General features: G+C 56.7%; 19 protein-coding genes and 1 pseudogene. 7 read left to right on the plus strand and 13 right to left on the minus strand.

Going from position 1 to position 26,584, the window contains the following annotated elements; translation table 11 throughout:
• Positions 1-23 precede the first annotated feature (23 nt).
• The 5 genes from treY to LRS40_RS19215 all read right to left on the minus strand — a co-directional run bounded on the left by treY (position 24) and on the right by LRS40_RS19215 (position 7,171).
• Positions 24-2,540, minus strand: a complete 2,517-nt coding sequence (gene treY / locus LRS40_RS19195; RefSeq protein ID WP_231312390.1) for a malto-oligosyltrehalose synthase — start codon at positions 2,538-2,540, stop codon at positions 24-26.
• Complete coding sequence (gene treZ / locus LRS40_RS19200) at positions 2,540-4,312, minus strand: malto-oligosyltrehalose trehalohydrolase (protein ID WP_231312391.1); 1,773 nt, start codon at positions 4,310-4,312, stop codon at positions 2,540-2,542. Before treZ ends, treY begins: the two co-directional genes overlap by 1 nt.
• Before the next feature lie 291 nt (positions 4,313-4,603).
• Complete coding sequence (locus LRS40_RS19205) at positions 4,604-6,154, minus strand: methyl-accepting chemotaxis protein (protein ID WP_231312392.1); 1,551 nt, start codon at positions 6,152-6,154, stop codon at positions 4,604-4,606.
• A 114-nt stretch (positions 6,155-6,268) separates the two neighbouring features.
• Positions 6,269-6,966 (minus strand): IS1-like element IS1B family transposase gene (locus LRS40_RS19210; RefSeq protein WP_095033700.1). Its coding sequence is split into 2 segments (ribosomal slippage): positions 6,269-6,717 and positions 6,717-6,966, totalling 699 coding nucleotides; the frame shifts between segments, so codons are not numbered across the junction.
• Between the two features lie 28 nt (positions 6,967-6,994).
• On the minus strand, positions 6,995-7,171 hold the full coding sequence (locus tag LRS40_RS19215) for a BLUF domain-containing protein (RefSeq protein WP_231312393.1): 177 nt from the start codon (positions 7,169-7,171) through the stop codon (positions 6,995-6,997).
• Between the two features lie 147 nt (positions 7,172-7,318).
• On the opposite strand from LRS40_RS19215, the gene LRS40_RS19220 reads away from it, so the two are divergent.
• A complete protein-coding gene (locus LRS40_RS19220; RefSeq protein ID WP_231312394.1) occupies positions 7,319-8,299 on the plus strand; it encodes a mannuronate-specific alginate lyase in 981 nt (326 codons plus the stop codon).
• On the opposite strand, the gene LRS40_RS19225 is transcribed toward LRS40_RS19220, so the two are convergent.
• Positions 8,296-9,045, minus strand: coding sequence for a glucose 1-dehydrogenase (locus tag LRS40_RS19225; protein WP_142489462.1), 750 nt, complete (start codon positions 9,043-9,045; stop codon positions 8,296-8,298). The two genes, LRS40_RS19220 and LRS40_RS19225, sit on opposite strands and share 4 nt — an antisense overlap.
• 127 nt (positions 9,046-9,172) lie before the next feature.
• On the opposite strand from LRS40_RS19225, the gene LRS40_RS19230 reads away from it, so the two are divergent.
• Positions 9,173-10,078: a LysR family transcriptional regulator gene (locus tag LRS40_RS19230; RefSeq protein WP_231312395.1), complete on the plus strand. Its 906-nt coding sequence runs from the start codon at positions 9,173-9,175 to the stop codon at positions 10,076-10,078.
• Between the two features lie 25 nt (positions 10,079-10,103).
• Here LRS40_RS19230 and LRS40_RS19235 read toward each other — a convergent pair whose 3' ends face one another.
• A complete protein-coding gene (locus tag LRS40_RS19235) occupies positions 10,104-10,532 on the minus strand; it encodes an OsmC family protein (RefSeq protein ID WP_142489464.1) in 429 nt (142 codons plus the stop codon).
• Between the two features lie 145 nt (positions 10,533-10,677).
• On the opposite strand from LRS40_RS19235, the gene LRS40_RS19240 reads away from it, so the two are divergent.
• Positions 10,678-11,199, plus strand: coding sequence for a VOC family protein (locus LRS40_RS19240; RefSeq protein WP_231312396.1), 522 nt, complete (start codon positions 10,678-10,680; stop codon positions 11,197-11,199).
• Positions 11,200-11,371: 172 nt separating this feature from the next.
• On the opposite strand, the gene LRS40_RS19245 is transcribed toward LRS40_RS19240, so the two are convergent.
• Positions 11,372-12,069, minus strand: a protein-coding gene (locus LRS40_RS19245) for an IS1-like element IS1B family transposase (RefSeq protein ID WP_095033700.1) whose coding sequence is annotated in 2 segments (ribosomal slippage) — positions 11,372-11,820 and positions 11,820-12,069 — 699 coding nt in all. Because the reading frame shifts where the segments join, the coding sequence is not laid out codon by codon here.
• A gap of 99 nt (positions 12,070-12,168) precedes the next feature.
• On the opposite strand from LRS40_RS19245, the pseudogene LRS40_RS19250 reads away from it, so the two are divergent.
• Positions 12,169-13,375: pseudogene (locus LRS40_RS19250) on the plus strand (IS3 family transposase).
• Between the two features lie 675 nt (positions 13,376-14,050).
• On the opposite strand, the gene pgaD reads toward LRS40_RS19250, so the two are convergent.
• From pgaD to pgaA, 4 genes are read right to left on the minus strand one after another with little or no spacing between them, the layout of a single operon-like run.
• Positions 14,051-14,488 carry a poly-beta-1,6-N-acetyl-D-glucosamine biosynthesis protein PgaD gene (pgaD, locus tag LRS40_RS19255; protein ID WP_156263705.1) on the minus strand — a complete coding sequence of 146 codons (438 nt, stop codon included), beginning with the start codon at positions 14,486-14,488 and terminating at the stop codon, positions 14,051-14,053.
• Complete coding sequence (gene pgaC, locus LRS40_RS19260; RefSeq protein ID WP_231312397.1) at positions 14,485-15,819, minus strand: poly-beta-1,6-N-acetyl-D-glucosamine synthase; 1,335 nt, start codon at positions 15,817-15,819, stop codon at positions 14,485-14,487. Before pgaC ends, pgaD begins: the two co-directional genes overlap by 4 nt.
• A complete protein-coding gene (pgaB, locus tag LRS40_RS19265; protein WP_255673255.1) occupies positions 15,816-17,831 on the minus strand; it encodes a poly-beta-1,6-N-acetyl-D-glucosamine N-deacetylase PgaB in 2,016 nt (671 codons plus the stop codon). The genes pgaC and pgaB overlap by 4 nt, the downstream gene beginning before the upstream one ends.
• Before the next feature lie 9 nt (positions 17,832-17,840).
• A complete protein-coding gene (pgaA, locus tag LRS40_RS19270) occupies positions 17,841-20,306 on the minus strand; it encodes a poly-beta-1,6 N-acetyl-D-glucosamine export porin PgaA (protein WP_370649922.1) in 2,466 nt (821 codons plus the stop codon).
• Between the two features lie 64 nt (positions 20,307-20,370).
• Between pgaA and LRS40_RS19275 the strand changes: the two genes are divergently transcribed.
• From LRS40_RS19275 to LRS40_RS19285, 3 genes are all read left to right on the plus strand, one after another.
• Positions 20,371-21,068 (plus strand): IS1-like element IS1A family transposase gene (locus LRS40_RS19275; protein ID WP_103215986.1). Its coding sequence is split into 2 segments (ribosomal slippage): positions 20,371-20,620 and positions 20,620-21,068, totalling 699 coding nucleotides; the frame shifts between segments, so codons are not numbered across the junction.
• 42 nt (positions 21,069-21,110) lie between these two features.
• Entirely contained in the window at positions 21,111-22,589 is a 1,479-nt protein-coding gene (locus LRS40_RS19280; RefSeq protein WP_231312399.1) for a DUF1254 domain-containing protein, read from the plus strand.
• 14 nt (positions 22,590-22,603) lie between these two features.
• Positions 22,604-24,067, plus strand: a complete 1,464-nt coding sequence (locus LRS40_RS19285) for a DUF1254 domain-containing protein (protein ID WP_231313920.1) — start codon at positions 22,604-22,606, stop codon at positions 24,065-24,067.
• A 337-nt stretch (positions 24,068-24,404) separates the two neighbouring features.
• Here the strand turns inward: LRS40_RS19285 and dcp are convergent, their stop codons facing one another.
• Positions 24,405-26,450 (minus strand): peptidyl-dipeptidase Dcp, encoded by a 2,046-nt coding sequence (gene dcp / locus LRS40_RS19290; RefSeq protein WP_231312400.1) that lies wholly within the window; start codon positions 26,448-26,450, stop codon positions 24,405-24,407.
• Positions 26,451-26,584 lie beyond the last annotated feature (134 nt).

The following is a 26,584-nucleotide window of genomic DNA, read 5'->3' on the forward strand; positions in this document are numbered from 1 at the left end:
TTTCCTTCGAACAGTAATAATCATTAGCCGCAGGCCAGTAACACCCGCCAGCAATCCTGTGCATCACTCAATTGCAGACTTTCACCCAACACCAGGGTTTCGCCGCTGAAACAGTCCTTATAGCTGCGTCCCGCGAGATCGGGAGGAAGAACCACCTCGGTCGCTCCCCACAGAGCCGCCCCGGTGACGGGAAACGCCCGGGTGGCATTCGCCAGCGCCAGCCGCGGTGCCACCACAATCAGCACGTCGTCGTCGTCCACGCGGGCAAAGGCAATCGCCTTATCCGCCCGCTCGCCGCGGGTGAGCAGGGCAACATAGCTGCCCAGACGGAACAGCGCCGGTTTGCGCTGGCGCAAGTGCAGCAGCGTGCGGGTGACAGACAGCTTCAGCTGCCCGTCCTGCCAGCTCGCCTCGCGGGTGGCAATCTGCCGATCCGCCGACGCCAGCTGCTGGCGGAGCTGGTCAAAATCGGGCTCGCGACGGTTATCGGGATCGACGAGGCTAAAGTTGAGCCCCTCGCTGCCCTGATAAACATCCGGCACGCCCGGGGCGGTGAGTTTGATCACCGTCTGGCTCAGGCTGTTTACCAGCCCGGAGCGGATAAACGGACGCAGCGAGGTGCTGAAGTCTTGCAGGAAATCCTGATTCTCCGGCGACAGCAGATGGCGGGCATACTCCAGCACCACCGTTTCATAGGCTTCGTTACTGTCCACCCAGTCGGTGCGCAGCTTGGCCTCCCGCAGCGCCTTTTCAACAAAGGCCAGGAAGCGCTCTTCCAGCGCCTTCAGCCCCTCTGCATCCTGCGGATCCAGCTGTGGCGGCCAGACCCCCGCCAGCGCCTGATAGAGCATCCAGGTGTCGGCGGCTCTGGGGGCCGTACCATCATTGAGAAAACGCACGTGGGTCTGGTTCAGCTGCTGCCAGCGGGCCACGCACTCTGCCCAGACCTCCGGGGCTTCGGTCAGGGTGTAAAGCCGGGCGCGGGCATCTTCCCCGCGCTTGGTGTCGTGGGTTGAGGTGCCGGAGAGCGCATCCGGCTGACGCTCACGCCGCGCGGTCATCTCGGTGTGAAAACGCGTCAGTGAAAAGGCGCACGGCACCGGCTCGGCCCCCACTTCGTTGAGGGCCAGATCCATGTGCTGACGGAAGAACAGCGTGTCCTCCACCGACTTCGCCATCAGCGGCCCGGTCAGCTGCTGGAAACGGGTGCGGAAATTCGTGGCGGTATCGCGGGCCTCCTCAGAGACCTCGCCGGTCAGAATACGCATCAGCAGCGCAATGGCGTCGGGATCGGCGCTGATGGTCGACACCACATGGTTCAGCAGCCGCACATCCGCGGCGGACATCCCCTGCGCCGTGCCGTAGGTGCGGTATACCGGAAAGGCCACCAGCAGCTCGCGCAGCGCCAGCCGCAGTGGCTCCTCTTCGATGTTGACGCCTTCGGTCTGCGCCAGGGTTTTCGCCAGCGTCAGCAAGGTAGAAAACTCGCCGGCGAAGTTTCTGTCCACCATCAGCAGACGCGCGTCGCGCAGTTCGTCGTGCATATCCACCGGGCGGCCCATGACTCTGTCATAGGCCTGGCGCAGGCCATCGATTTTGTCGTCATCTATCAGCACTTCCGATAGCGAGGCGATAAATTCATAGCCGGTGGTACCGGAGATCGGCCAGTCATTGGGCAGGTTCTCGCCTTTGCTGAGGATCTTCTCCACCGTGATATAGCAGTCGGGGCCCGCCTCCTGACGCAGACGCTGGAGATAGGCGCGCGGGTCGGCGAGCCCGTCCACGTGATCGATGCGCAGCCCGTCCACTGCACCCGAGCGCACCAGGGCCAGGATCAGGGCATGGCTGTCATCAAACACCGCGTCGTCCTCAACCCGCACGCCCACCAGGCCGGTGATCTCGAAGAAGCGACGCCAGGAGAGGTCGCGCGGGGCATCGCGCCAGCTGGTAAGCCGCCACGGCTGCTGGTCATGCAGCCGGGTGATGGCCGCCGGATCGCTAAGGCGAAGAACCTCGTCTTCGCGCCCTTCCCAGCTGTCAGGCGTCAGCGGGTAAAAGTTGTCGAAATACGCCAACGCCGGTTTGCCGGTGTCAGGGTCGCGCTGAACGCTGATTTCGCCGTTCGCCAGCACCACATCAAAGTCATCACCCAGAAACGGCAGGGTCAGCCGACGCGACCAGTCGATATCAAAATGGCGGGCGTAGCGGCTCTTCTCTCCGTGTTCAATCACATCGCGCCACCAGGCGTTTTCCAGCGAGGTGGACATGTGGTTCGGCACAATATCCAGGATCAACCCCAGCCCGGCCGCCTTCAGGGCGCTGACCAGCCGCTCAAATCCGGCGCGGCCTCCAATAGACGGGTCAATCTCGTTGGCATCGGTGACGTCATAACCGTGCGTCGAATCCCGGGCGGCGGTAAATATTGGCGAAGCATACAGATGGCTGATGCCGAGCTGTTGCAGGTACGGCACCAGACTGGCGGCACGGTCGAAAGTCATGCCGTTGCGAAACTGAATACGCCAGGTCGCTGTGGGGATCATCAGGTCGGTTCTCCTTGTGCAAAACGTACAATAACGGTGTTCGCGAGCAGTTCCGTGCGGCCTTCAGGCCAGGCAAACAGCGTTTCACCCGCTATATCGGGCATCATTTGATCCTGTTCGCCAATATTGAGCGCCAGCGTCAACGTGCCCTGTATAAATGTCCAGCTCACGACCACGCAGCCCGGGGCCGTTTTCAGCACCCTGCCGCTACCGCCCTGTGCTCCGGCCAGCAGCGGCACAATCGCCCGCTGGCGCAGCTGCAACAGCTGTTGGGTAAAGCGCAGCCAGGTCTGTCCGCCGGGTTGGTTGAGTTTGTTCCAGTCGAGTTTCGAACGGGCAAAGGTCTCGGGTGCATTGGGATCCGGCACCGTCTCGTCGTGATCGCTGAACTCTTTCGCGCGCCCTTCCCGCACCGCGCGCGCCAGATCCCCGTGGAAATCGGTAAAGAACAGGAACGGCTGGGTTTCCCCAAATTCCTCGCCCATAAACATCAGCGGGATATGCGGGGACAGCAGCAGCGCGGCCATCAGCACCCGGGTACGTTCCTCCCCAATCAGGCTTAACAGGCGATCCCCCTGAGCACGATTGCCTACCTGATCGTGATTCTGGATGAAATCGACGAAGGCCACTGGCGGTTGAGCGATACTTTTCACTCCCCGGGGCTCACCGGTTTGCGGGGAACGTTCCCCCTGATAAGAGAAGCCTTCCGCCAGCGCTCTCGCCACCCATTGCTCCGGTTTTTCAGCAAAATCCTGGTACCAGGCATGGGTTTCCCCGCTGGCCATCACGTGGACGGCATTGTGCAGATCGTCGTTCCACTCCCCGGTAAACAGCGGCACGCTGCCGTCGTCTTCACGCGGATGGAGAAACACCACGTTGCGGCTGTCTTCGGTGGTCAGATGCACCGGCCGATCGGTGATGGCTGCGCGGATGCGGGTGGCGATCTCGATTAGCACGTGGGGGTCGGAGGTATCTTCGATCTGGTCGATGGCGTCAAAGCGCAGGCCATCGAAGTGGAACTCCGTCAGCCAGTACAGCGGCGCATCGACAATAAACTGACGCACCGGCGCAAGGTCATACGCGATACCGTTCCCCCACGGGGTCATGCGTTCCGGGTGGAAAAAGTCCGGTGCCAGTTTCGGCAGGTAATTGCCTTCCGGCCCGAAATGGTTAAGCACGATATCCAGCACCACCGACAGGCCGAGGCCGTGGGCGGTATCGACAAAGGCCTTCAGCTCATCCGGCGTGCCGTAGGCGCTGTGCGGGGCATACAGCAGCACGCCATCGTAGCCCCAGCCACGACTGCCTCCCGCCTGGGAGACCGGCATCAGCTCAATCATGGTGACGCCGAGCGAGGCCAGATACGACAGTTTGTCGGTGGCCGCGCGGAAAGTGCCCTCCGGGGTAAAGGTCCCGATATGGAGCTCGTAGACCACGCTCTCTTCCCAGGGCCGGCCCTGCCAGTGGGTATTGCGCCAGACATAGCTGTGAGGATCGCACACCAGCGACGGGCCGTTGACATCACCTTGCTGGGCGCGGGAGGCCGGATCGGGCACCGCGGTGCCGTCAGGCAGGATAAAGCTGTAGGCTGAACCGGGGGCAACATCGTTGACCGTCAGTTCAAATCCGCCGTCACCGGTCGGGTGCATCGGCAGTGTTTCGTCGTTCAGGCGCAGGGCGATATGCTGCTGACCGCTGGCCCACAGATGAAAGCGAACGCTGTTCGCATCGCTATATTCACAACCCCAATACCTAATAGATTTAGCTGTCATTCCACCACCTCGTTTGACCCATGATCCTCGGGTTGCCTGGCGTTAATCGCTAAGCAGAGGGAAAAAGAGAAAATGCGCTGGCGTGATACCGCGCATGAACATCAAGCATAGACCAGGAAAATTAATGTGAGATGGGTCACTGCGAAGGGTGCGAACTGTATTGCCGGGTAGCGGCTACGCCTTACCCGGCCTACGAAAGGCTGCGATGTGTCTTGCCGGGTAGCGGCTGCGCTTTACACGGCCTACAGAAACGTAGGCCCGTGCAAGCGCAGCGCCGCCGGGCATTAGGAATTATGCCGGTTCCGGCAGTCTGAAGCTGGCGATGCTCTGGGTCAGGTGTTTCGCCTGCTCTTCCAGCGAGGCGGCCGCGGCCGCGGACTCCTGCACCAGGGCGGCGTTTTGCTGGGTGACGCCGTCCATCTCGGTCACCGCCTGACCGACCTGGCCGATGCCACGGCTCTGCTCTTCCGACGCCACCGAGATCTGCTCCATCAGCGCGTTCACCTTATTGACCGAATTGATAATGGCATGGATCACCTCCCCCGAGCGATTCACCAGCTGAGAACCGTTTTTCACGCTGGAGACCGACTGGGCGATCAGGTTTTCGATATCCTTCGCCGCCACGGCGCTCTTCTGCGCCAGGGTACGGACTTCCGTTGCCACCACCGCAAATCCCCGTCCCTGGGTGCCGGCGCGGGCGGCTTCAACCGCGGCGTTCAACGCCAGAATATTGGTCTGGAAGGCGATGCTGTTAATCACGCTGGTAATATCTTCGATACGCTGGGAGTTAGCGGCGATGGTGTTCATGGTCTCGATCACCTCGCGGGTCACGGCCTCCCCCGTGCGGGCGTTATTCACCGCATCCTGCACCAGCTTCCCGGCCTGATGCACATTGTCGGTATTATTGGCGACGGTAGCGCTCAGCTGCTCCATGCTGGCGGCGGTTTCCGTCAGGGCTGACGCCTGCTGCTCGGTACGCGAGGCCAGATCGATGTTGCCGGAGGCAATCTCCTGCGAAGCATAATTGACGGTACGGCAGGCTTCACGCACCTGAGAGATAGTCTCCAGCAGGGCCAGACGCATCTGCTCCATCGAGCCCATCAGCAGATCGATTTCGTTGTTCGAGCCCGCTTTTTGCGGCACCGCTTCCGTTAGCTGACCGGCAGCGATCTGGCTGCAGTGCGCCCGCGCCAGGTTAATCGGGGCAAAGACAAACCGCTTCATCAGGACGCTCACGCCGATAATCACCACCACAAACAGCGCAGCAAAGGCGGCAATAATGGTTAAGCCGGAGGCAAAGTGGGATCGCGCATCGTCATTCAGCTGTTTCGCGTATTTCTGGTGCACGGAGAGCACCTGGTCGAGGACGATTTCGTACTGGCGGTCGAGACGGGAGATCTGCGGGATCAGGGCGTCGAATTTTGCCGCGTCATGCGCCGAGGCCGCATCAATCAGCGGTGCCAGCCCCTGATTACGGTAGGCGAGCCAGGCGTCGTCGTAATCTTTCACTAACGGAGCTTCATCCGCCAGACGCGGCGCGGCATTAAAGGCGGCAAACGCGCCATCGGCCTTGGTCAGCGCCAGCTTCACCGAGTCCAGCTTCTCCGCAAGACCGGCGGTATCCCCGCTCTCCGCCTGCTTCATGTACTCCATGACCCGCACGCGCAGGGTACGGCTGTGGTTAATGGGATCGATAATGGATAACACTACCTGAATCTCTTTATTCACGTTATCCAGTGAATCATTGCTTTTAATGGCCAGCCAGACATTGGTTGCGGCACTGGCAACAAAGAAAAACAGCAAAGCGAGCAGAATGGCAAGGGACGACTTTTTCAACGACATAACTACCTCAGATATAAAACGGTCTGAGGTGTTATCGGCATCCGACCCTTAATATTGAATTAAAGTTATTTATTCATAAGAATATCAACAGGGTCGCTAGGTAATGACTCCAACTTATTGATAGTGTTTTATGTTCAGATAATGCCCGATGACTTTGTCATGCAGCTCCACCGATTTTGAGAACGACAGCGACTTCCGTCCCAGCCGTGCCAGGTGCTGCCTCAGATTCAGGTTATGCCGCTCAATTCGCTGCGTATATCGCTTGCTGATTACGTGCAGCTTTCCCTTCAGGCGGGATTCATACAGCGGCCAGCCATCCGTCATCCATATCACCACGTCAAAGGGTGACAGCAGGCTCATAAGACGCCCCAGCGTCGCCATAGTGCGTTCACCGAATACGTGCGCAACAACCGTCTTCCGGAGCCTGTCATACGCGTAAAACAGCCAGCGCTGGCGCGATTTAGCCCCGACGTATCCCCACTGTTCGTCCATTTCCGCGCAGACGATGACGTCACTGCCCGGCTGTATGCGCGAGGTTACCGACTGCGGCCTGAGTTTTTTAAATGGCGGAAAATCGTGTTGAGGCCAACGCCCATAATGCGGGCGGTTGCCCGGCATCCAACGCCATTCATGGCCATATCAATGATTTTCTGGTGCGTACCGGGTTGAGAAGCGGTGTAAGTGAACTGCAGTTGCCATGTTTTACGGCAGTGAGAGCAGAGATAGCGCTGATGTCCGGCGGTGCTTTTGCCGTTACGCACCACCCCGTCAGTAGCTGAACAGGAGGGACAGCTGATAGAAACAGAAGCCACTGGAGCACCTCAAAAACACCATCATACACTAAATCAGTAAGTTGGCAGCATCACCCAGAAACTCGACACCGTCAAACAGCAAAATGCCCGTGACGTCCAGCGCGGTATTACTGTGTTTGGCCTTTTCAACAAGTGAGAGGAGGGATAAAGATTTACAGGACGGATTTAACTGGCTTTTGTAAATGAGTGTAGTCAGTACAGCCATTGTTCCCGATAGATTGTTAGGCCTTTTAAGCTATTGTGTAACATAAATTACGATCGCCGACTAATAGTATTAAAAGGATATATCAGGAAACAGGCGATTCGGCTCAAAAATAATCAACGTGAATGTTTAATTCTGGCGGAGGCGAATGTGAAATGTACCTTGCGACTGTTGCTCTGTTTACCGGTATACGCTCTGGCCGCTCCGCTGGTGCCTCCTGCCGGTTTTACCCGGCCGCTGCCCCATACCGCGTCGGGCGGCTGCGTAGCCCTGCCCGCGCCCTTTACCGCCCCGCTGACGTTACGCAGTAAATATGAGGGATCGGACAGCGCCCGCGCCACCCTTAATCCGCAGGCCGAGCAGGCGTTTCGCGCCGCGTCTAAACCCATCGTCGGCTTTGAACGCGGGATCTCGGAGATGGTCTGGCGCTATAAGCAGAGCGGAGATCCGCATACCCTGCGCTGTATTCTGGACGGTTACGCGACATGGGCCGATGCGGGGGCCTTGCTCTCAGAAGAGACCAGCCACACCGGGCGCGCCATGCGCAAATGGGCCCTGGCAACGCTTGCCAGCAGCTGGCTGGAGCTGAAGTTTACCCCCGGGACGTCGCTTGCCGGACAGCAGGCCACCGAGCGCTGGCTGGGCCAGCTGGCGAATCGGGTGGTACAGGAGTGGGACGACCTGCCGCTGGAGAGCACCAATAATCACAGCTACTGGGCAGCATGGGCGGTCATGGCTAGCGCCGTGGCGCTCGACCGGCGGGATTTATTCACCTGGTCATTAAAAGAGTACCGCATCGCCGCCGGGCAGATTGCCGCCGACGGCACGCTGGCAAACGAACTGCGTCGCCGCGAGCGGGCGCAGGCCTATCACAATTACGCTCTGCAGCCGCTGGTGATGATCGCCAGTTTTGCCAGAGCCAATCAGGTAGATGTCATTCAGGAGAACAAGGGCGCGCTGGCGCGGCTGGCGGGGTATGTTTTGCGGCAGGACGAGTCTCATCCCGAATGGCTGGAGCCCTGGTGCGCCATGCAGCACTGCACATCAGTGACACTGTCACGCCTGGACGCCAGCCGTCCGTTGCAGGATCGCCGCCTCGGCGGCAATCTCACACTACTCTATCAGCGTTAAATCTGCGCCATCCCGCCATCCACGAACAGCTCGGTGGCGTTGATAAAGCTGGCGGCATCGGAAGCGAGAAACGCCACCGCTTTAGCCACCTCTTCCGGTTCGCCAATGCGTCCCAACGGTACCGTCGACGCTAACGCATCGAACAGCCCCTGGCGCCGATCTTCCGGTACCAGCTCGCCCAGCCCCGGGGTTTTAATCGGGCCCGGGCTGACCACGTTGACGCGGATCCCGCGCCCCTGTAAATCCAGCGCCCAGGAGCGGGCAAAGTTTCTCACTGCCGCCTTGCTGGCGCTGTAAACGCTGAAGTTGGCGGTACCTTTAACGGAGACGGTCGAGCCGGTGAGGATCACCGAGGAACCGGAAACCAGCAGCGGCAGCGCCTTCTGCACGGTGAAGAGCACGCCGCGCACGTTGGTGGCGAAGATGCGGTCGAAGTGTTCTTCGGTGATGGCCCCCAGCGGCAGCATATCCCCGCCGCCAGCGTTGGCAAACAGCACGTCCAGCCGCCCGGCCTGTTCAGCGATTTGCGCATACACCGTATCGAGATCGTCAAGGCGCGAGGCATCGGCGCGAATACCGATCGCCTGCCCGCCCAGGCTGGCGACGGCATTGTCCAGTTCTGCCTGACGACGACCGGTGATGTACACCTTCGCCCCCTGAGCGGCCAGCTCTTTTGCCGTTGCCAGACCGATACCGCTGGTACCACCGGTGACGAGTGCGACTTTACCTGTTAATGCTGAGTTCATGTGATTTACCTTCTGTGTTGTTGGTGTGGATGCACTCTACCGCTTGCGTGATTAGGGAAAAATCAGCAAAAATGGAAATCACTTCTTCCCTACGGGAATAATCCCCCGTTTTGATGAGCGCCGCTCTATGGATCAGTTAATGGCAATGCGCGCCTTTACGCGCGTGGTAGAAACCGGCAGCTTTACCCGGGCGGCAGACTCGCTGAACATGCCCATCGCCACCCTCAGCAAACTGGTAAAAGCGCTGGAGGCGCACCTTGGCGTGCGTTTGTTGCAACGTACCACCCGACGGGTAACGCCGACGCCGGAGGGGCAGGACTATTATGAAAAAGCCCGACGGGTGCTGATTGATATCGAAGATATCGACACCTCGTTCAACGCGGTGAAACAGCAGCCGCAGGGGCATTTACGTATTGATGTAGGGGGCTCGACGGCGCGGGACGTGCTGATCCCGGTGCTGCCGGATTTTATGCGCCGTTATCCCGACATCCGCATCGACCTGGGCGTGGCGGACCGGCCGGTGGATTTAATCAGCGGCAATGTGGACTGCGTGATCCGCGGCGGCGCGCTGGGGGACTCTTCCCTTATTGCCCGGCATATCGGCAATGCAGAGATGGTCACCTGCGCCACGCCGGGCTATCTGAAACAGCACGGGATCCCCGCCTACCCGGAGGAGTTGCGGAACGGTCATAAGCTGGTGAGCTATCTCTCGCCGGCTAACGGTCGCGCGGTGCCGTTTCGCTTTACGCACGAAGATGAGGTTCGCGAAATCAACCTGCGGCACCATATTGGCGTCAACGAGAGCAACGCTCACCTGGCGGCGGCGGTTGCCGGAATGGGGATCATCCAGACCTTTCGGTATTCGGTAGGCGCGATGCTGGAGGCAGGCACGCTGGTGGAAATTCTGGTGAAATGGCGGCCGCCGGACTACCCGTTTTACGTGGTATATCCGCAAAACCGGCATGTGACGCAGCGGTTAAGGGTGTTTATCGCCTGGCTGGCAGAAGTCTTTCCTGAGGCGGTGAAGGGATAGCCGGGCGCAAGGCCCGGCGGAAGGATCAGTTCAGGGTATAGTCGAGGGTGATTTCAGCTTTCAGCACCTGCGACACCGGACACCCGGCTTTGGCCTTCTGAATGATGCCGTCAAACTGCTGCGGGTCAATGCCCGGCACGGTCACTTTGCTCTGCAACGCAATTTTGCTGATCGCAAAGCCGCTGTCGGTTTTATCCAGCGACACATCCGCGGTAGTGTCGATGGAATCGGCGGTATAGCCCGCCTCGCCCAGCATCAATGAAAGCGCCATTGAGAAGCAGGCCGCATGCGCTGCGCCAATCAGCTCTTCCGGGTTGGTGCCCTTTTCCCCTTCGAAGCGGGTATTAAAGCCGTAAGGTTGCTGATTAAGGACGCCGCTTTCGGTGGAAACTGTCCCTTTACCGCGTTTAATATCGCCAGACCAGTGCGCCGAACCGTGCTTGTGAATCGTCATAAATTGTTCTCCTTTTGGCATACAAGGAGTTAAGTATAGAAGAGAGATCGAGCTTTGCGGCAAAGACGGAACAGTCTCACCCCATTGTGCAAATATTCACCCGCTGTCAGCCTGCTATATTTTAATATTTGCTAAGGAGAGAAGAATGAATTTACCCGTCAGAGGCATCGATCACATCGGTATTACCGTACCGGACATTATTCAGGCCACGCTATTTTTTGAACAGGCGTTTAACGCAAAAGAAATATATCGTTCCGTAGAACCCGGAGACGGTAATATTGATCCCGACGCCCAGCAAAAGACGTTGCGATTATTCCCGGGTACGGAAGTGCGCGCTATTCGAATGCTGGCCATGCCCCACGGGCCCGGGATTGAGCTGTTCGAAATGCACGGCCCGGAGCAGCAGTCCCCGGCCAGAGCAAGCGACTTCGGTCTTCAGCACTTTGCCGTCTATGTCGATGATTTTTCACAGGCGATAGAAAGCTTTACCGCGGCGGGTGGCGAGATGTTTACCGAGCCAAAAGCGCTCTCGTTCCCGGCAGAACAGGGAGATGGCAATGCCTTTTGCTACGGCAAAACGCCTTGGGGCAGCGTCATTGAATTGATATCCTGGCCCTCCCCCATGCCTTATGAAAAATACACGCCTCTGCGTCGCTGGAAGCCGTGATATATCCATGAAAGTGCTGTGATTATGATATTTTTATTTCCAGGACGAGTCTTAGACACAGCGCTAAAAAAGTTTGCCATTCTGAATGTGCATTACGTTATTGATGTAGCCCCCTGAAACACCAGACAGTAGCTGTATCTCCAGATAAGAGATAGGCGGTAATGACTCCAACTTATTGATAGTGTTTTATGTTCAGATAATGCCCGATGACTTTGTCATGCAGCTCCACCGATTTTGAGAACGACAGCGACTTCCGTCCCAGCCGTGCCAGGTGCTGCCTCAGATTCAGGTTATGCCGCTCAATTCGCTGCGTATATCGCTTGCTGATTACGTGCAGCTTTCCCTTCAGGCGGGATTCATACAGCGGCCAGCCATCCGTCATCCATATCACCACGTCAAAGGGTGACAGCAGGCTCATAAGACGCCCCAGCGTCGCCATAGTGCGTTCACCGAATACGTGCGCAACAACCGTCTTCCGGAGCCTGTCATACGCGTAAAACAGCCAGCGCTGGCGCGATTTAGCCCCGACGTATCCCCACTGTTCGTCCATTTCCGCGCAGACGATGACGTCACTGCCCGGCTGTATGCGCGAGGTTACCGACTGCGGCCTGAGTTTTTTAAATGGCGGAAAATCGTGTTGAGGCCAACGCCCATAATGCGGGCGGTTGCCCGGCATCCAACGCCATTCATGGCCATATCAATGATTTTCTGGTGCGTACCGGGTTGAGAAGCGGTGTAAGTGAACTGCAGTTGCCATGTTTTACGGCAGTGAGAGCAGAGATAGCGCTGATGTCCGGCAGTGCTTTTGCCGTTACGCACCACCCCGTCAGTAGCTGAACAGGAGGGACAGCTGATAGAAACAGAAGCCACTGGAGCACCTCAAAAACACCATCATACACTAAATCAGTAAGTTGGCAGCATCACCGAGATAGGCTTGAATATATGTCTAACACTAACGCCAATTTTGAGATGACCGGGATCCTGTTAGGACAAGAAGTCCGTAAACGTAAAACTCCTCAGGAGAAGATCGCCATTATCCAGCAGACGATGGAGCCGGGCATGAATGTCTCCCATGTCGCCCGCCTGCATGGCATCCAGCCCAGCCTGCTGTTTAAGTGGAAGAAGCAATATCAGGAAGGCAGCCTCACCGCCGTTGCGGCCGGAGAAGAAGTTGTTCCAGCTTCTGAGCTTACTGCTGCTCTGAAGCAGGTCCGGGAGCTTCAGCGCCTGCTGGGCAAGAAGACGATGGAAGTTGAGATCCTGAAAGAAGCCGTGGAGTACGCTCAGTCGCGAAAATGGATAGCGCACGCGCCCTTGTTGCCAAAGGACGGGAATAGCCCTGGTCAGCCGCACCATGGGCGTGTCGCGTGCGCAGCTGTCACTGCGAATTAACCGTTCTGCCGACTGGCAGGACAGGCGCTGTAACCGGCGTGATGACGAAGCAGACGCTGAAATACTGTCAGAGATCCTCGATATCATCAGCGATATGCCCAGTTACGGCTATCGCCGTGTGTGGGGCATCCTGCGTACGCAACGTCGTACAGAGGGACTGCCCCCCGTGAACGCCAAACGGCTTTACCGGCTTATGAGCGAGCATAATCTGCTGTTACTGCATGACAAACCAGAGCGGTCGAAGCGTGAACATAAGGGCAAAATCGCGGTGGCAGAAAGCGATATGCGCTGGTGTTCAGATGGCTTCGAGTTCGGCTGCGACAACGGTGAGAAGCTGCGGGTCACGTTCGCGCTGGACTGCTGCGACAGAGAAGCCATAGACTGGGCAGCGAGCACAGGAGGCTACGACAGTTCGACGGTGCAGGATGTGATGCTGAGGTCGGTGGAAAAGCGCTTCGGCGACGGGCTGCCGACCACACCGGTTCAATGGCTGACGGATAACGGTTCAGCATATACCGCGCATGAAACGCGGAGGTTCGCCAGAGAGCTGAATCTGGAGCCGTGTACAACAGCGGTGAGCAGCCCGCAGAGCAATGGCATGGCCGAACGGTTCGTGAAGACGATGAAGGAAGACTATATCGCGTTCATGGCAAAACCAGATGTGAGAACAGCCCTGCGAAACCTTGCAGCAGCGTTCACACATTACAATGAAAACCACCCGCACAGCGCGCTGGGATATCACTCCCCGAGGGAATATCGGCGGCAGCGGACATCGTTAACTTAAGATACAAAAGCTGTCCGGAGATGGCGGGTCAAGATCAAAAAATGGGGATTGATAGAAACAGTAACTTTTGCAAAAGTAAAAGCTACGCCTAAGGAAAGCACTGCAAAAATTTTAGTTTAAGTACAACACGGCAAGCCATAAAAACAATAGAAATATGAAGTCGATGGTTTCGTTATTATTTCACTCCACTTTTGAAGAGGTGCGCCATGGCTACCTGCCCAACCTGTCACAGAACTATTACTAATCACTATTGCCCTGACTGTGGAGAAAATGAGCGCAGCAAGACCCGGCACCATACTTCCAGCTACAACAACTCCTACGTATCTTCATCTGACAACGCGAATTCAGGGAACTATAGCGGTGGGACTGGCTATGGTGGGAAGAAGCTGCCAGCCACCACTGGTGAAATAATTTTCAATGTCATTGCTGCGATTGTAATTATCAGTATTGGCCTGTTTGTTACTTACCAAATAATGATTTCAAAGTAAAAATTGCGGGTTCGCAATATCGGTTAATTCAATTTCGTTACAACTACACATATCGGCAGGACCATCGCCCCGGAGCTACAGGCGGCGCACTACGCACGCCGATTCATGCCCTCCTGTATTAAGCGAGCCGCAGGTACTCCATAAAAAACCTGCCAGCAAACATCCGGAATTACCGGCAGGTTTTTCGTTACTCGCGCTGCACGTTAGCGAGGATTTTCGCCATCCACACGCGGTCAATTGCCCCCGTATCATAATGAGCGAGGGTAAAGACTTTGGCCTGACTCATCATTAGCGCCAGTTCGGGGGTGATATTGAAACTTGCCGCAACTTCATGGCGCTCAAGTTCAGGCCGGCGCTTACGACGCTCAATACGAAAGCGCAGCTGGTTGTATTTTGCCCAGGCGATCAGCGCCAGACTTATAAGACAGGCCACCAGCAGGTAGATACTCAACGTACTGAGCGTGGTGTAGAACGGTCTGGTCCCCATAAAAGGATTGTGTTCAATCGCGGTTATCAGACCACTGTAAATCAGCCAGCCAAACCCCAGCCAGGCAACGATGGTTAACAGGGAATCCAGCGCGCGTGGAAACAGCCGTTGTTCAGTAAAAATTAAAGGTTGGATCATGGTTTTAATCTCCCAATACCGCGATCGGGACTCACCCAACGAGCTCTGCTGCGTTTGCGGCGCAGCATGACTTTAGGGAAAGCCACAAGCGTAGTGAACAGGCTCAACATCCAGTACACCACCGGAAACCAGATAATCCAGAACAGTGACGCCGCAATACCTTTCTCGTAGCGTCTTTCAATAAACAGACTGACCGTGAACTGCAACAGACAGACCACGCCCAGCATCAGGCCAGTAAAAGCCGGTGGGAAAAGGTGCTGAACATATAAAGAATCGGGCATCGGAATAAGCAGCCCGAAGATAAACAACAGAATGCTGACGATATAGGCAAAGGCCCATGCGGTTGACATGCAAAACTCAAAAAACAGAGGCCACATGCGCCGGTACTCCCAGTTCCACAAGCGTCGCATATTGACAATAAACACCTCCGCGCCCCCCTGCGCCCAGCGCAGACGCTGCTTCCAGAGCCCTTTCAGCGTCTCGGGCATCAAAATCCAGCACAGCGCACGAGGTTCGAAGAAAATTGACCAGTGGCGCAGTTGTAACTTCCAACTGATATCAATATCTTCCGTGATCATATCCGGGCTCCAGTACCCAACCTCCGCCAGAGCGCGACGGCGAAAAGCGGCAATGACACCGGAAACGGTAAAGACCTGACCATAGACGCGCTGGGTACGCTTGATAAGGCCGATGATAGATGTAAATTCCCCCACCTGGACTCGCCCAACCAGCGTTGAACGCGTACGGATACGCGGATTACCGGTCACGGCCCCCACGCGAGGGTGATTGAGCAGCGGTGCGACCATATACACCGCCGCATCTTTATCCAGCAGCGCATCACCATCAATACACACCAGAAAATCACTGCGCGCCGCCGCGGCACCCGCCTGCAGGGCTACCGCTTTACCCTGATTTTCCGCCAGATGAATTACCCGCAGCCGCGTATACTCACTCGCTAACTTGTCCAGTACGGCAGCGGTGCTGTCGATAGAACCGTCATTGATAGCAATCACTTCTATATTTTCATAACGTTGTGCCAGCGCCGCTTCGATAGTCTCACGTGCATTCAGCCCTTCGTTAAAGCACGGCACAAGAATGGAGATCAGCGGATTGCCTTCGAGTACAGGTGGCGGTGTGCCCGGCCCCCATGGCCAGTGGCGCTCGCGGTGAAACCAGAAGTAAAGCCCACCGCTTATCCAGAGGGCCGACATAAACAGCGGCCAGAAAAAGATGAAATCAAGGATCACTTCACCGGTAAAAATCACCGCCACGCCGAGCGGAAAACTGAACATCAGGCAAAGGATCAGGAAGGCGATGAGGCGATCGGTCATTTTTGCGGATACCAGTAGGAGGAAAAAGCAGAACGGATCTCTGCCATCCGGGGTTGATCGTTAATGAAATCGTCCGGGTAGTAGCCATAGTTTCTGGCACCGCTCAGCTTGAGCTGCCGCATCCACCCGTTAAGCATTTCACCGCTAATGTTGTCCTGCCCTGCCCCCTTACGCCAGTCGCGTGCCTGAAGTTCAAAAACCGTTTTATCCAGCGCGCCAGGGTAACGGGCTACCTGCCCGACGAGTCTGTCCAGCCAGGCATTGGCATCGTTGACCGGGACATTCTCCATCAGCGGCATCGCCATCGGGGCTGTCCAGTCGTAAGTGCCGAGAAAATCATTCAGATTCTGCGCAAACCAGGTTTCGCTCTGGGGATCCAGTACCGGCATGGCGTAAATGTTGCGGGCGGTTTTGATCTGTGGGCCGCGCACGGCACGCACGGTTTGCGTGAGCTCCCGGGTAAAATCAATCAGGGCGCGACTTTTAAAGCGCGTCCAGCGCGCCAGCAGTTCCGGGTTGGCGCGGATCTGCGCGAGATCGTCCGGGAAGCCTGCTAAACGATAGGCTTTGAGCGCATCCGGGGAGGCATCCTCAAAATCGGTCAAAAAAGCGTCATCATGGAACAGAATGCCGCTGAAGTTGGCATGGCGCGCCAGGTCCTCGTAGATGTCGTTGATTCTCTGCCGGGCAACCGCACTCCAGGGTGATAAGCGCAAATACTGGCGATTATCTGGCGCAATTCGTCCGGTGTCTGACGACCAGGCCGCCACGCGAGGCACCGAGGGGTCTAACCCAAACGCCAGTACCGGCATCCAGGCGTAAACCTTCACTGCGGCACGGGTCTGCAACTGCCAGGAAACGAAGTTAAACAGATCCGCCCGCATAGGGAGCCAGCGACTGGGGAAATAGAGCGCATTGACGTTGCCGTCCCCTTTCGGATCGGCATAGGCCTGTAAAAAGACATGGGTGATCTTCATATCGAAAACCCGCTGAATGAGCAGATCGATATTTTTACGCTGTTGAGCCAGGTTTTTGTCGTACACATAGTCGAGATCGACATGCATAACCCGCATAGTTTCAGGTTCCCTGACCTGAGCTATCTGGCTGGCGAAGCTACGCAGCGAAGGGTTATTGGAAATCAGCACCCGGGGAACATCTTCCAGATTTGCGGCATTTGCCAGCCCCTGGTTCAGGGTGAAAGCTATCTGGTAGCCCTGCTGATGCGCGAGCTTCAGTGTTGTCCCGCTCGCCGCACCGTAGGGCCAGACCCAGGCTCGCGGTGCTTTCCCGGTGACCTCTTCGATTTTGCCCGAAATGCGCGACAGGTCAGCACGAATACGCTGTTCAAACTGCGCATCCGTTTCGTACTGTCCGCTGGTTTTATCGTAAAACCGGTTAGCGACTGCGGGCTCCTTACTGCCTTGCGGATTGGCCTGATGGCCGTAATGGGATGCCCAGGTGTGCGCCCCCACTTCCACAAGCCCCGACTCGCTGGCCTCGCGTACCATCTTCCAGGTGGCAAACTTTTCCCGCGGCGTCTTTAGTCCGCCAAAATCCACCAGCGAATGTTCCGGTGCATCCACCCAACTGCCGACAGGCGCCCACAGAGCAGGCCATTTGAACAACCGAAGCAGCGGCAAAACGCGTGTCGAGAAGCTACTGTATCCATCATCAAAGGTCAGCATCACCGCCTTTTCAGGCAAGGTGATTTTTCCGGCATGGGCATCCAGCACCTGCTGCACGCTAATCGGGTGGTAGCCGTTATCATGCAACCAGGCAAACTGGTCGTTCAGGGCGCTGGTGCGCACGGACAGATAGCGCTGATCGGCGGCACCGTCCTCCACGTCATGCCAGCCCAGCACCAGAAAGCTGTTTGTGGGCCAGCGCTGGTCCTCATACAGCGCCGGACGCTCGGAGGGAGGAAGGTAACGCGGTGCCGCGGCCAATGCACACATGCTCATCATCATCCACCCGACGATTACCCTCGCGGCGAGAAGCCATCGTTTCATCATGAAGCGCCCTTAAAACCTGACATTCAGATCAAATGCGAGGGCAATATTGCGCTCCCGCTTCCCGTCGTATGGACGCTTATCCCAGGTCAGTTTCACCCCGGCATCCACTACGTTATTCCATTGAATACGTTGCCCGTAACCTAACTGATTGATGGCCCCGGCACTGTGCCCTTTTTGCCAGTAGCCGCCCGCCCCCGCCTCAAACTGCTGCTTCCAGACCGTGTCGTAATGGCGGTACAGCACCTGTTCGGCGCGCAGCCCTGCAACCGCTGCAAGATCGCGTTTGGGGTTGTAATAAGGCACATTTTCTTTGCTGTTATGGCTGCCGCCGATGCCGGGGAGAAAATCCAGAGTAAAACGTGGTAGCGTCCAGAGGCGTTCTTTACCGCTGATACCGTATTCCAGTCGATCGTTGCCGTCGGTGAAATGGGCACCGAAAAGCGAAACTTGATATTCGCGTCGTTCGTTCTGATACCAGCGTAACCACAGATCGCCACCGTTGGCGTTTACCCCATTGCGCAGGGCACGCAGCGGCGTGTTACGGGATAACCGCTCCGCCGAGCCCCCGACCCGCCAGCTGTCGCTGAAATCGTACCAGCCAGAGAGGCGTCCGCCGATTTTCTGATCGCTGCCATCGTTGCGCCCGGAGACCTCCATTTCGGCCCAGCTATTCCTTGACGTCCATTCCACGCCCGCCAGCAGGTCCCGGCTTATTCCCTTCCCCTCCTCAAATTCGCCACGGGCAAAGTTGTAGCCGGTAAACAGTCGCCAGTTTTGGTTAACAGGTGGGCTATAAAGCGCAGCGTTGAGGGTAAAATCATTTTTGCCACTGACCGGACTGTCGGATGAGATGCCCTGAGACCCGGCTATCCGCAGTTCAGCTTTGTTATGCAACGCCATCAGTCGTTCAAGCTGCAACGTGGCGGCGTCATCCGGGCTGCGGGTAACTACATCCTTCGTCAGTTCGTCGGCCTGCTGCCACTCCTGTAGCTCCATGGCCGTCCATGCTTGTTGCCGTTCCAGCTCCAGGTTGCTGGGTTCAATGACTTCAGCAAGCTTAAGTTCGCGCTCTGCGGCACGGGGTAATCCTCTCGCCAGCAGCACTGACGCATAGGCAATACGCAGTGCCTGGTTACCCGATCCTGTACGCGCCAACCGCTCCGCATGCGTCTCGGCTGCAGGCAAATTATTGGTAGCGACCAGATATTCGGTTTTTAAGGTTCTGGCCAGCAGCCAGCTGTCATTGGGCTCCGGCGTAGGAGAACCGTAGACCTGTCGCAGGTAAGGGTTCTCTTTAGTGTATGTATCCAGTTGCTGCTTCGCTTCGTCGAAATGGTTGTTATCGAGACGGGCAAACAGCAGTTCCTGTTGATCGTCCATGGTCAACGGCTGTGATGCCAGGGTCGAGCCTCGCGGAAAATAGATGCTTTCAAGCAGCGACTCAGCTTTGTCCGGCTGCTTCTGCGCAAGATATGCAGAAGCGATCCATCGTCTGGCGTAGTCAGCAACCGGCGTTCCGCTCGCCTCGAGCGATTCAAATTCGGCGATCGCTTCATCCATGCGTTTACGGATAACCAGCGCCCCCAGCCGGTCAATTCTGGCGCGTCGCACATCACCTTGCGCCTCGGGATGGGATTTCCACTCGGCAATCAGCGCGTCATAGCGAGCCAGTGCTTTATCTGCCACCAGAAATCGTTCCTCTTCATTGCGGGTGGGCGTGAACGCAGTGCGGACGGTTTGCGCCGCCGCATCCAGTTCAAGTTGACGTGTAATGGCATCAGGCTGCGGGAAGCGCTCTGAAAGGGTCAGCGCGGGGCCGGCAATGCGGTTGGCCGACATGGCAGCCAGCAGCGTGGGCACCACGTTTTTGTTGTGGTCTGAGTCGGTATCGATTTGGCTGGCCGCCAGTACTGAATCCCAGTTTTTCCCCTGAGCATGATAAACATAAGCCAGCAGTGCCTCCCTCTCTGGCCCCGGCTCCTCGTCTGCCCAGCGCCGGGCTTCGGTGATGGCCTGCTCGTTGCGATGGGCATCTGCGAGCGTCATTATCCAGCCGGTGCGGGCGTCGCTATTGCCGGGCTCATCTTGCAGAACGGTTTCCCAGACGGCCAGCGAGTCATTCCACTGCTTTTGGTTACGCAGCGCGCGGGCGGCAGCGACCTGCCCTCTGGCAGGGATGGCCATGCTTTGGCGATAACGATCCCATACCGCCAGCGTCTCAACGTCATTATTGGCCCATGAGGAAACCTGAAGCCAGTCAGCAATCTCTCCCGCCGTTAACTGTGTCTGCTTTTCCCGAACGGCAAGGTATTGCAATAAAGGCTGGCGGTCGCCATCCCGTGCCTGAATAATAAGTTCGTCGTAGGCAGACATTTCGGCGTATGCCCATGTCGGGAATAACATGCTCACCATTAATAAATATCGTCCTGAACGTAAGGGTTTAATAACGCAAGAGGAGCAGGAAACTCTGAACATGGCTAACCCGGTGATGCTGCCAACTTACTGATTTAGTGTATGATGGTGTTTTTGAGGTGCTCCAGTGGCTTCTGTTTCTATCAGCTGTCCCTCCTGTTCAGCTACTGACGGGGTGGTGCGTAACGGCAAAAGCACCGCCGGACATCAGCGCTATCTCTGCTCTCACTGCCGTAAAACATGGCAACTGCAGTTCACTTACACCGCTTCTCAACCCGGTACGCACCAGAAAATCATTGATATGGCCATGAATGGCGTTGGATGCCGGGCAACCGCCCGCATTATGGGCGTTGGCCTCAACACGATTTTACGTCACTTAAAAAACTCAGGCCGCAGTCGGTAACCTCGCGCATACAGCCGGGCAGTGACGTCATCGTCTGCGCGGAAATGGACGAACAGTGGGGCTATGTCGGGGCTAAATCGCGCCAGCGCTGGCTGTTTTACGCGTATGACAGGCTCCGGAAGACGGTTGTTGCGCACGTATTCGGTGAACGCACTATGGCGACGCTGGGGCGTCTTATGAGCCTGCTGTCACCCTTTGACGTGGTGATATGGATGACGGATGGCTGGCCGCTGTATGAATCCCGCCTGAAGGGAAAGCTGCACGTAATCAGCAAGCGATATACGCAGCGAATTGAGCGGCATAACCTGAATCTGAGGCAGCACCTGGCACGGCTGGGACGGAAGTCGCTGTCGTTCTCAAAATCGGTGGAGCTGCATGACAAAGTCATCGGGCATTATCTGAACATAAAACACTATCAATAAGTTGGAGTCATTACCTTACTACTCTATTGTCGGGATATACCTATGAGACTCCGAATAATCACCTCTGCCGTTTTGCTATCACTCGCTTTAACCCAACTGACAATTGCCGCAGACGCGCCGCTTTCTCCCCTGATGAAGCAACTGAATAACGGTAACTGGCTACCGGAGCAGGAGGCGCAGTCATTAAGCGACGAGCTCTATTATCAGGATGCGATTCAGGCCTACATTCAGACCCTGCCGCTGCTGAATACCATTGGCCTGCGTGATGGCTCTGAAGCCGCGTTTGGCAAAGGCTATAACATACTGCCTATCTGGAAAGAGCGTATGGACAGCCGGGCGGTAGTGCCTACGCCTAACGGGGATGTGATTTATTCCATGAGTTATCTGGATCTGAAGGAGACCGGGCCGCTGGTTATCAAAGCGCCCCCGAACGTCATCGGCATGTTTACTGACTTCTTCCAGAAAACTATTACCGATGTGGGTGCCATCGGGCCGGACCGTGCCCGGGGCGGCCTCTATTTACTCCTGCCGCCGGATTACAGCGGGCCTGTGCCGCAAGGGTATTACGCGTTTAAATCCTCCACCTATAACGTCTTCCTCTTCTTCAGAACCATCATGGGTAAAGGAGAAGGTAAACCCGATCCGATACCGGCGGTGAAAAATGCCGAAACCACTCGCGTTTATCCTCTCTGGGATGTGGAAAAAGATGTGAAGCCGATGCAGTTCCCGGATGCCAGCGGCAAGCGGGTGAACATGGTTTATCCCACCGACGCCAGCTACTGGCAAAAGCTGAAAACCTTCGTCGATTATGAACCCCTTACCGCGATCCCGGATGCAACCCGCAGTGCGCTGCTCAGTATCGGCATTGTGAAGGGCAAGCCTTTCACCCCAACGGCCAAACAGCAGGAGTTACTGAATAAAGCCGTGGAAACCGCCCCTCGCATGATCCTGGCACGTCGTCAGATAGGGCGTGATGACCATCGTCAGCTCTATTACAAAGACCGCCAGTGGGAGACCTCATGGGCAGGCGCTACAGCAGAATGGATGCAGTACGGCACGCTTGATGCCAATCAGCGAGCGGCCTTCTTCCAGATTGCTTACTCCAGCGCGGCGGCGATGGTGATGCATACCACCGGCGCGGGTTCCAAATATCCGTTTGCCACGAAAGACAGTACCGGAAAATTCCTGAACGGTAGCAATACCTATAAATTGCACCTGCCGCCAAACCCGCCTGCGGCGCTGTTCTGGGCCGTAACTGCCTACAACATCACTGACGGCACCATGCCGGAAACCGATCAGCTGCTGCCGTCCACCAACGGCTATTACAACATCCCGAAAAATAACGACGGCTCCATCGACCTCTGGTTCGGTCCGAACAAACCGGACGGTGTGGAAGACAGTGCGTTTATCAAAACCGTCCCTGATCGTAATTTCCTCGTGGCCCTGCGTTTGTACGGTACTGAAGATGGATTTTATGACCAGACCTGGATCCCGGACGACCTGGTTCAGACAAACCAATAAAGGTGAATAACGTGATGAAAATAAAATATCTGGCGCTGTTTACGACGCTGACGCTGAGTGCGGGTGCGTTCGCACAAACCGAACCGCTGACCATTCCTCATGCCACCCAGTTCGATCAACTCACGCAACCTTCGGCTGATGTCACCATGCCGGAGAGCTATGTAAAGGCCATCGCGCAGCAGGCCTATATCTGGGGCTGGCCAATGGTCAATCAGTTTAACCGTCGTGAAACCATCACCAAAGCGCCTTACCCGGCGCTGAACGGCGGCATGGTGCCGGTTGCGCCGATGGGCCAGCTCAGTATGCTGACGGACTACATCAAGCCGGAGGAGACCTTCGTCACCTGTCCAAACCAGGACGTGGCGTACGGTCTGGGCTTCTTCGAACTTGATAAAGAGCCGATTGTCATTCAGGTTCCCGATTTCGGCGATCGGTTCTGGGTCTATGCCATTTACGATGCCCGCACCAATCAGATTGGTAACGTCGGTAAGCCTTACGCCACCAAACCCGGTTTCTATCTGCTTGTCGGGCCCAAATGGAAAGGGGAAACACCGCAGGGCATTACCGGTGTGATTCAGTCCTCTACCGAGATGGCTAACGTTATTCCTCGCGTCCAGATGGATGACACCCCGGAAGACCGGGCGGCGATTCAGGCCCCGATCAAAGAGATTATGACCTACCCGCTGAGTCAGTTTGACGGCAAAATGAAATCATTCGAATACTCGAAAATCCCGGCGATCGGCGATAAACCGGATGCCAGCGCAGGCGAGACGCGCTGGGTCATTCCGGAGAAATTCTTCGACCAGTTCGCCAATGTTCTGGAAAAAGTGCCACCACTGCCTGGCGAAGAAGCCATGTACGCCCAGTTCCGTCACCTTGTCGAAGCTGGCAAGAAAAACCCGGAAATTCGCAAATGGATGGATGCTGCTGCCGTTGAGACGGATAAAACCGTCATTGCGGATTTCTTTAAGTGGAAGAACAACGGCGTACCGGCGGGCAACGGCTGGAATCGCTCGAAAAACAACGCCGAGTTTGGGGTGGACTACTACAACCGTACCGGCACATCTAAATCGAATATGTTCGATAACAAACCGAACGAAACCCAGTACTTCTATACCGATAATGATGCCGCGGGTAACCAACTTTCCGGCGACCACGATTACACGGTGACCTTTGCCAAAGGCGAACTGCCGCCGGTGAAAGGGTTCTGGTCGTTAACGCTCTATAACAGCAAACATCTGTTCAGTCCTAACGAACTGAACCGCTTCTCCCTGGGCACCAAAAACAAAAACCTGAAGTACAACGACGACGGCTCCCTGACCCTGTATGTCAGCAAAACCCGCCCATCAGAAGATAAAGTCAATAACTGGCTACCGGCGCCTGACGGCAACCTGTCCCTTTATATTCGCGCATACTGGGGTGAACAGCCGATTCTGGACGGCACCTGGCAACCACCTAAAATTGAATCAGTGAAGTAAACCTATCTTTTGGCATCTTTCCAGGCAAGGTGCCTTTCTTTTCTTTATTGCTGATGTAATGTCCGCTCTTCGCTCATAGCGGACCAGACTGTTGCAAAAAAACCACGCTAAAGCGGCATCAAAGACGGTCAGGCCGATTTCTCGGCTGCGCATAGTTCTGAAGCCTGATGTATGAAACGCCGGGCACTACGTGAATTATTGAACCGTATCCCCCTGCAAATTTCGCAGAATTTAAGGATTCATTTTGGGGAGAAATTTTGGAGGAGTTTTGGGGAAGAAAAAAACGGACAAAAAACCGGGCATCGCGCCCGGTTCTCTTTCCAGCCTGAAAAAACCTCTACGCGCTCAACCCGCGATTCACCAGCATCGGCTCGATCTGCGGATCGTGCCCGCGCCATGCACGATAAAGTTCAGCTAAATCAGTGCTATTGCCACGGGACAAAATCGCCTCGCGGAATTTCTGCCCGTTTTCGCGGGTCAGGCCGCCCTCTTCCACAAACCACTGGTAGCCATCGTCGGCCAGCATTTGCGTCCAGAGATAGGCGTAATAGCCCGCCGCATAGCCGCCGCCGAAGATATGGGCGAAGTAGCTGCTGCGATAGCGCGGCGGTATCGCGGAGAGATGCAGCTGTTCGCGCTCCAGGGCTGCGGTTTCAAAGGCCTCAACATCCTCTGGCGCTTCGCTGGCGGCTAACCCGTGCCAGTTCATGTCCAGCAGCGCGGCGCTGAGCAGCTCGGTCATGTCATAGCCTTTATTGAACTGGGTCGCACTGAGCATTTTCTCGCGCAGGGCGTCTGGCATCGGCTCCCCGGTTTCATAGTGGCGGGCATAGTGGGCAAAGACCTGCGGATGGCTGGCCCAGTGTTCGTTGATTTGCGACGGGAATTCGACAAAATCGCGCGGCGTGTTGGTCCCGGAGAGCGTAGCGTAACGCTGGCTTGCAAACAGTCCGTGCAGGGTATGACCAAATTCATGGAACAGGGTGATCACATCATCCCAGGAGATCAGCGCCGGCTCGCCCTCCGCCGGCTTTTGATAGTTGCAGACGTTATAGATCACCGGACGGGTGCCAGATTCATGGGACTGTTCGACAAAATTCCCCATCCACGCCCCGCCGCCTTTCGAGTCGCGGGCGAAGAAGTCGCCGTAAAATAGCGCCATCCCTTCCCCGTGGTGGTCGAAGATTTCCCAGACGCGCACGTCAGGATGATAAACCGGGATGTCGTTGCGCTCGACAAAGGTAATGCCGAACAGCTGGGTCGCCGTCCAGAAGACGCCGTCGCTCAGCACCCGGTTGAGGGCAAAATAGGGTTTGACCTGTGATTCATCCATGGCGTACTTCGCCAGCCGCACGCGTTCGGCATAAAACGACCAGTCCCAGGCCTGCACGTTAAATCCGCCCTGTTCATCATCAATCACCTTCTGGATATCGGCCTGCTCCTGCAATGCGCGCCCGCGCGCGGCCGGGACAATGCCGCGCATAAACGCCAGCGCGGCGTCGGGCGTTTTCGCCATCTGGTCGGCAATTTTCCAGCTGGCATAGCTGTCGAAGCCCAGCAGTTCAGCCTGACGCGCCCGCAGCGCTACCAGACGACGTACCAGCTCACGGGTATCGTTGGCATCGTTTTTTTGCGTGCGCAGCCAGCCCGCGTTGAACAGATTTTCCCGGGTCTGGCGATCGCGTAGCTGTTGCAGGGCCGGTTGCTGGGTGGTGTTGAGCAGCGGAATGAGCCAGCGATCGCTAAGCCCCTTCTCCGCTGCCGCCTGGGCTGCTGCCGCCTGCTCTGCCTGGCTCATGCCATCCAGCTGATGAGGATAATCCACCACCAGCCCGCCCGCTTTATCAGCCGCCAGCAAACGCTGGTTAAACTGGCTGGTGAGGGCGGCAGACTCCGTATTAATTGCTTTCAGCGCCTGTTTTTGCGCCTCTCCCAGGCGAGCACCGGCCAGGATAAAGCGCTGGTGCAGCTCCTCGATCAGGCGCAGGGACTCTGCGTCCGGAGCCATCGTCTGCCGCGCGTGATAGACAGCATCCACCCGGGCAAAGAGCGCGTCGTTCAGCCAGATATCATTGGACAGCGCCGCCAGTTCGGTGGCGATAGCCTCCTCCAGCTGCTGCAGATAGTCATTAGTATGTGCCGAGGTCATGGCAAAGAAGACGTTGCTCACCCGGCTCAGCAGGCCGCCGCTGTTCTCCAGCGCCAGCACGGTATTGTTAAAGTCAGGCGCCGCCGCAGACCCGGTGATTGCGGCGATCTCTTCGCGCTTCTGGCGGATGGCGTCGTCGAAGGCCGGGCGATAGTGGCTGTCGTCAATCAGATCAAAATGCGGTGCCTGGTACGGCAAAAGGCTGCTTGCGGTAAAAGGGTTAGTGCCAGACATATCAGACTCCTGAATACGATGAATTTCACCAGAGTAGGCCAGCCCGGCAGTCGCTGCAATCTCTGTGACCCAAAGGGGGCAAAATGTCGCCTTACTCTGCGTCAGATCACATGCTATGGTAGTAAAACACAAAA

Source organism: Leclercia sp. G3L (assembly GCF_021117075.1).
GTDB classification, from domain to species: Bacteria; Pseudomonadota; Gammaproteobacteria; order Enterobacterales; family Enterobacteriaceae; genus Enterobacter; species Enterobacter adecarboxylatus_C.

Excerpts from the sequence above, each read along its gene's own strand:
- LRS40_RS19280 (WP_231312399.1), top strand. The coding sequence starts at position 21,111 with ATGAGACTCCGAATAATCACCTCTGCCGTTTTGCTATCACTCGCTTTA.
- LRS40_RS19230 (WP_231312395.1), top strand. The coding sequence starts at position 9,173 with ATGGATCAGTTAATGGCAATGCGCGCCTTTACGCGCGTGGTAGAAACC.
- LRS40_RS19205 (WP_231312392.1), bottom strand. The coding sequence starts at position 6,154 with ATGTCGTTGAAAAAGTCGTCCCTTGCCATTCTGCTCGCTTTGCTGTTT.
- treZ (WP_231312391.1), bottom strand. The coding sequence starts at position 4,312 with ATGACAGCTAAATCTATTAGGTATTGGGGTTGTGAATATAGCGATGCG.
- treY (WP_231312390.1), bottom strand. The coding sequence starts at position 2,540 with ATGATCCCCACAGCGACCTGGCGTATTCAGTTTCGCAACGGCATGACT.
- LRS40_RS19235 (WP_142489464.1), bottom strand. The coding sequence starts at position 10,532 with ATGACGATTCACAAGCACGGTTCGGCGCACTGGTCTGGCGATATTAAA.
- LRS40_RS19215 (WP_231312393.1), bottom strand. The coding sequence starts at position 7,171 with ATGGCTGTACTGACTACACTCATTTACAAAAGCCAGTTAAATCCGTCC.
- pgaC (WP_231312397.1), bottom strand. The coding sequence starts at position 15,819 with ATGACCGATCGCCTCATCGCCTTCCTGATCCTTTGCCTGATGTTCAGT.
- LRS40_RS19240 (WP_231312396.1), top strand. The coding sequence starts at position 10,678 with ATGAATTTACCCGTCAGAGGCATCGATCACATCGGTATTACCGTACCG.
- LRS40_RS19225 (WP_142489462.1), bottom strand. The coding sequence starts at position 9,045 with ATGAACTCAGCATTAACAGGTAAAGTCGCACTCGTCACCGGTGGTACC.
- dcp (WP_231312400.1), bottom strand. The coding sequence starts at position 26,450 with ATGTCTGGCACTAACCCTTTTACCGCAAGCAGCCTTTTGCCGTACCAG.
- pgaB (WP_255673255.1), bottom strand. The coding sequence starts at position 17,831 with ATGATGAAACGATGGCTTCTCGCCGCGAGGGTAATCGTCGGGTGGATG.
- pgaD (WP_156263705.1), bottom strand. The coding sequence starts at position 14,488 with ATGATCCAACCTTTAATTTTTACTGAACAACGGCTGTTTCCACGCGCG.
- LRS40_RS19285 (WP_231313920.1), top strand. The coding sequence starts at position 22,604 with ATGAAAATAAAATATCTGGCGCTGTTTACGACGCTGACGCTGAGTGCG.
- pgaA (WP_370649922.1), bottom strand. The coding sequence starts at position 20,306 with ATGTTCAGAGTTTCCTGCTCCTCTTGCGTTATTAAACCCTTACGTTCA.